Annotated in this window: 5 protein-coding genes; 1 reads left to right on the forward strand and 4 read right to left on the reverse strand. The window is 31.3% G+C overall.

Annotated features, from left to right (window positions below):
- Positions 1-527: 527 nt before the first annotated feature.
- Positions 528-914 carry a hypothetical protein gene (locus H9628_RS11745; protein ID WP_251834332.1) on the reverse strand — a complete coding sequence of 129 codons (387 nt, stop codon included), beginning with the start codon at positions 912-914 and terminating at the stop codon, positions 528-530.
- 21 nt (positions 915-935) lie between these two features.
- On the opposite strand from H9628_RS11745, the gene H9628_RS11750 reads away from it, so the two are divergent.
- Positions 936-1,292 carry a hypothetical protein gene (locus H9628_RS11750; RefSeq protein WP_251834333.1) on the forward strand — a complete coding sequence of 119 codons (357 nt, stop codon included), beginning with the start codon at positions 936-938 and terminating at the stop codon, positions 1,290-1,292.
- Positions 1,293-1,362: 70 nt separating this feature from the next.
- Here the strand turns inward: H9628_RS11750 and H9628_RS11755 are convergent, their stop codons facing one another.
- From H9628_RS11755 to H9628_RS11765, 3 genes are all read right to left on the reverse strand, one after another.
- Positions 1,363-1,935, reverse strand: coding sequence for a hypothetical protein (locus H9628_RS11755; RefSeq protein ID WP_251834334.1), 573 nt, complete (start codon positions 1,933-1,935; stop codon positions 1,363-1,365).
- A 169-nt stretch (positions 1,936-2,104) separates the two neighbouring features.
- On the reverse strand, positions 2,105-2,578 hold the full coding sequence (locus H9628_RS11760) for a hypothetical protein (RefSeq protein WP_251834335.1): 474 nt from the start codon (positions 2,576-2,578) through the stop codon (positions 2,105-2,107).
- Positions 2,579-2,740: 162 nt separating this feature from the next.
- Entirely contained in the window at positions 2,741-3,229 is a 489-nt protein-coding gene (locus H9628_RS11765) for a hypothetical protein (RefSeq protein ID WP_049753346.1), read from the reverse strand.
- Between the last annotated feature and the right edge of the window lie 84 nt (positions 3,230-3,313).

Here is a 3,313-nt window from a genome sequence, read left to right on the forward strand (position 1 = left end):
AGCCTTCGTTAATTTCGATATGTCTTTTGGTATCGATGGTTGTCATTAAAATGGCTTATAACGGTTGGGTATTTCTGTTGGCGGGGATTATTATAACTACTTTTTGTAAATGTAACAAAATAAACAACTACCTAAAATCTTCATGATGTAAACTTCAACCCCCGCTAATAGAAATACTATGTTATCTGTAGTTGCAATATGTTAGATTTTAATTTTTTTGATAGCATAATAATTCAGGATTCCAATAAGCCACCAAATTGGAATTTTTAACAATGTATATAGTAAATTAAAAGCATCAACAATTTTGAATTTTTTGTAAACATTATTTATTTCTATTTTGTTTGAAATGAAAGGAAAAACTAGAAAGAACAAAAGAATAAATGCTATTTTCAATTTCTTATTCAGAATTATCATTTTCCATCTTAAAAATAAATAGAGTAGGATATTGAAAATAACAAGCATAGCGAAATCAGAATAACTAAATAATGTAAATGGTTTTGCTGGTTCAGTAAAAATATCAAACATTTCTAATAGATTTTTTTTATGTTTTTAGGAATTGTTTTCCATCCATTTTTTGGTTCAGACATATTTTGAGGAATCTGATATCCAAATATTATTTCTGAATTGTCTAAATCTAAACTATCATATTCGATTAATACTTTTTTTCCGATAATTGAATCTCTTTCACTTTTGTAAAGAAATCTGTTTGAAGTGTTATTTCTATATTTTCCTTCGAAATAGAATTCATATTTTGTGAAATTTTTCCCAAAAACTTCTGAATTCAATATTTTTACAATTGTATATTTTCTATTTTTTATTAATGAATTATCTTTTTGTTTATGATACATAACCACAATCATTATAAAAAATGCAAACATAATTATTGAAACTAATTTGCTCTCTTTCTCACTCATTTTCTATACGGGATCTTCGTTGTGCAATTACAGATAACGTCCGGCGTATATGGAGGGTTGCGGCTGCTGCCCCAGATCTCCGTACAAAATCCGGACTTTAAACTTAGCGAAAATTCTGATACAAAAGCAGACTTCCGCAATCCGCCATATACGATGTTACCGCCCGTACGCGCGAGGAACATAATACCGGGGCGACTTAGTGATCACGAAATGCCGGAACCCGTTGTCATGCTCTCGGAAAAAGCCCGGATTTCCAATGCTGAATTAATTACAAAAACGGATTTTGGACCGGCGGAAGGTAGTATGGGCGGTAACGTTCGGGGCTTTGCGATGGTGGGGCAATCGAAGTACAAATCTTCAATTTTGCACAGAAATTGAACCGAAGAACTGCCGTTGAAATTTACAGTTTCGCCCCACTATTGCAAAACCCTTGTTAGCAGAAGTTTTTTTATTTGTAATCAGTAACAATTTGAAAGATATATTTAATCAGTTTTTCTGATTCTGAACTTTTGTAATAAGCATTTTCTTCCGATAGATTCAAATAATAAATTTGACTTGAAATTACTTTTTCAGAAGTGTATTGATTTTCCAAAATTTTTGCAAAATCAGGTTTGTTATTTTCATCAAAAAATATTGAAATTTTTTGAATTTCAGAATTTAAATATCTCTTGAGATTTTGATCTGAGTATAAATGTTTAGTCTGATAATATTCAATTTTTAGCAGTTTTTTTGTTTCCTTATTTACAAATTTGTAAACACTCATTCCGCCATTTCCAAAAGTTTGCTTTTCGACATTTCGTACTGTCATTTCACCTTCATTTCTATATACTTCAAAATCTAAAGTCCTGTTTTCTAGAGTTGCTTTAACGGGAGAATAATAATCTAGTGTATCTATTTTGTGATATTTTTCAATCTTTTCATTGATAATTTTCTCTCCGTTTTGATAATGAATGTTTTGTTGTCCAAATATCAATGAACAAAATAAAAGAAAATTTGAAGTTAAAATTTGTTTGAAATTCAATATTCGAAGTTTGTTTGGATAAAATTTCTGCTAACGGTTGGGTATTTCTGTTGGCGGGGCTTATTATAACGGGTTTCTGTAAATATAACGAAATGTACAACCAGCGAGAATCTTTATAATGTAAACTTCAACCCCGCTAATAGAAATAGCTTGTTATCTGTAGTAGCAATTATTTTTTCATGTATTTCAATGATTTTTTGCTTGCGTAAAATAATATAGTCGCAATAGAAAATAGCAAAATTCCTGTTATTAATACATTTGGAACAATACCAATATTCAATGGATTACAATCTAACAATTCAGTAGGTTTAGCGAACTTTTTTTGATATAAAACAAATACATTAGTCAGAAATATAATCATAATAAAAATCCACTTTTTCCCCACATTCCGGAGAATTAAAAAACAAATAGTGAGAGAAATTAGGATTCCTAAAAGTCCCATAAAATGTGATGTTGAAGCGAAATTACTTAATTCAATTCCTCCAAAATGTTGAATTCTGAAATGTGTTTTTATGTCGTCAAAATTTCGGTTTCCCACAAAAATTTCTGCCATTTTTTTATTTTGCAAAAATCCAAATGTCATAAATGATAGCATCAAAAAGTATGTTGCTAAAAATTGGAGGAAAATTGCTATAAATTTCATTGGCGGTTTCTCGGTGATATTACAGATAACGTTTTGCAGCTACCCGAAGGTGGCGATTTCGAAGCGATTCACTTTCAACCAAGCAGAAACTTTGATATAAGCACAATGCTTGGTTTAACCACTGAACCGCCACTTTTGGGTAGCTGCTGTTAGCAACAGTTTTTATTTCGTTAGTTTAGTTATTCTATTATATTCTTTCCATTTCGGGTCATTATTAAATCCGCATCCAAATTCAACCAGTTTATTTGGGTCTTCATACATTTCAGCAAGTTTTTGTGATGCAAATTCGGCATTGTCCACATACATATCCATAATAAATCCAAAGTCCGTTGCAACTCTTGCAACAGGATGAGTAATACAACCCTTTTTTAGTTCATTTATAAAGTAGTCTTCTATGGTTCCAAAGTCTAATTCATCCGATTCTACTTGATTGTCAGAAATCTCAATATTGAATTGCAAATTAAAAGGACAGCATTTTTTGTATTTATAATCGACATAAGCCAAGTCGACCCACCCGGTTGCTGGTTTTCCAGAGTCCGTTTGAACCATAACAACTGAAATGGAATTCTGCGGATATAAGTCCGTTGAATCTTTAATCGTATTACAATCTATACTTTCTTTGTCTTTCTTAAATAAGTCAAATATTCCCATTTTCTTGTTTTGTTCAAATTGTTGCTAACGTCCGGCATATATGGAGGGTTGCGGCTGCTGCCCCAGATCTCCGTACAAAAACCG

It is taken from the genome of Kaistella pullorum, from assembly GCF_014837035.1.
GTDB classification, from domain to species: Bacteria; Bacteroidota; Bacteroidia; order Flavobacteriales; family Weeksellaceae; genus Kaistella; species Kaistella rhinocerotis.

Excerpts from the sequence above, each read along its gene's own strand:
- H9628_RS11765 (WP_049753346.1), bottom strand. The coding sequence starts at position 3,229 with ATGGGAATATTTGACTTATTTAAGAAAGACAAAGAAAGTATAGATTGT.
- H9628_RS11745 (WP_251834332.1), bottom strand. The coding sequence starts at position 914 with ATGAGTGAGAAAGAGAGCAAATTAGTTTCAATAATTATGTTTGCATTT.
- H9628_RS11760 (WP_251834335.1), bottom strand. The coding sequence starts at position 2,578 with ATGAAATTTATAGCAATTTTCCTCCAATTTTTAGCAACATACTTTTTG.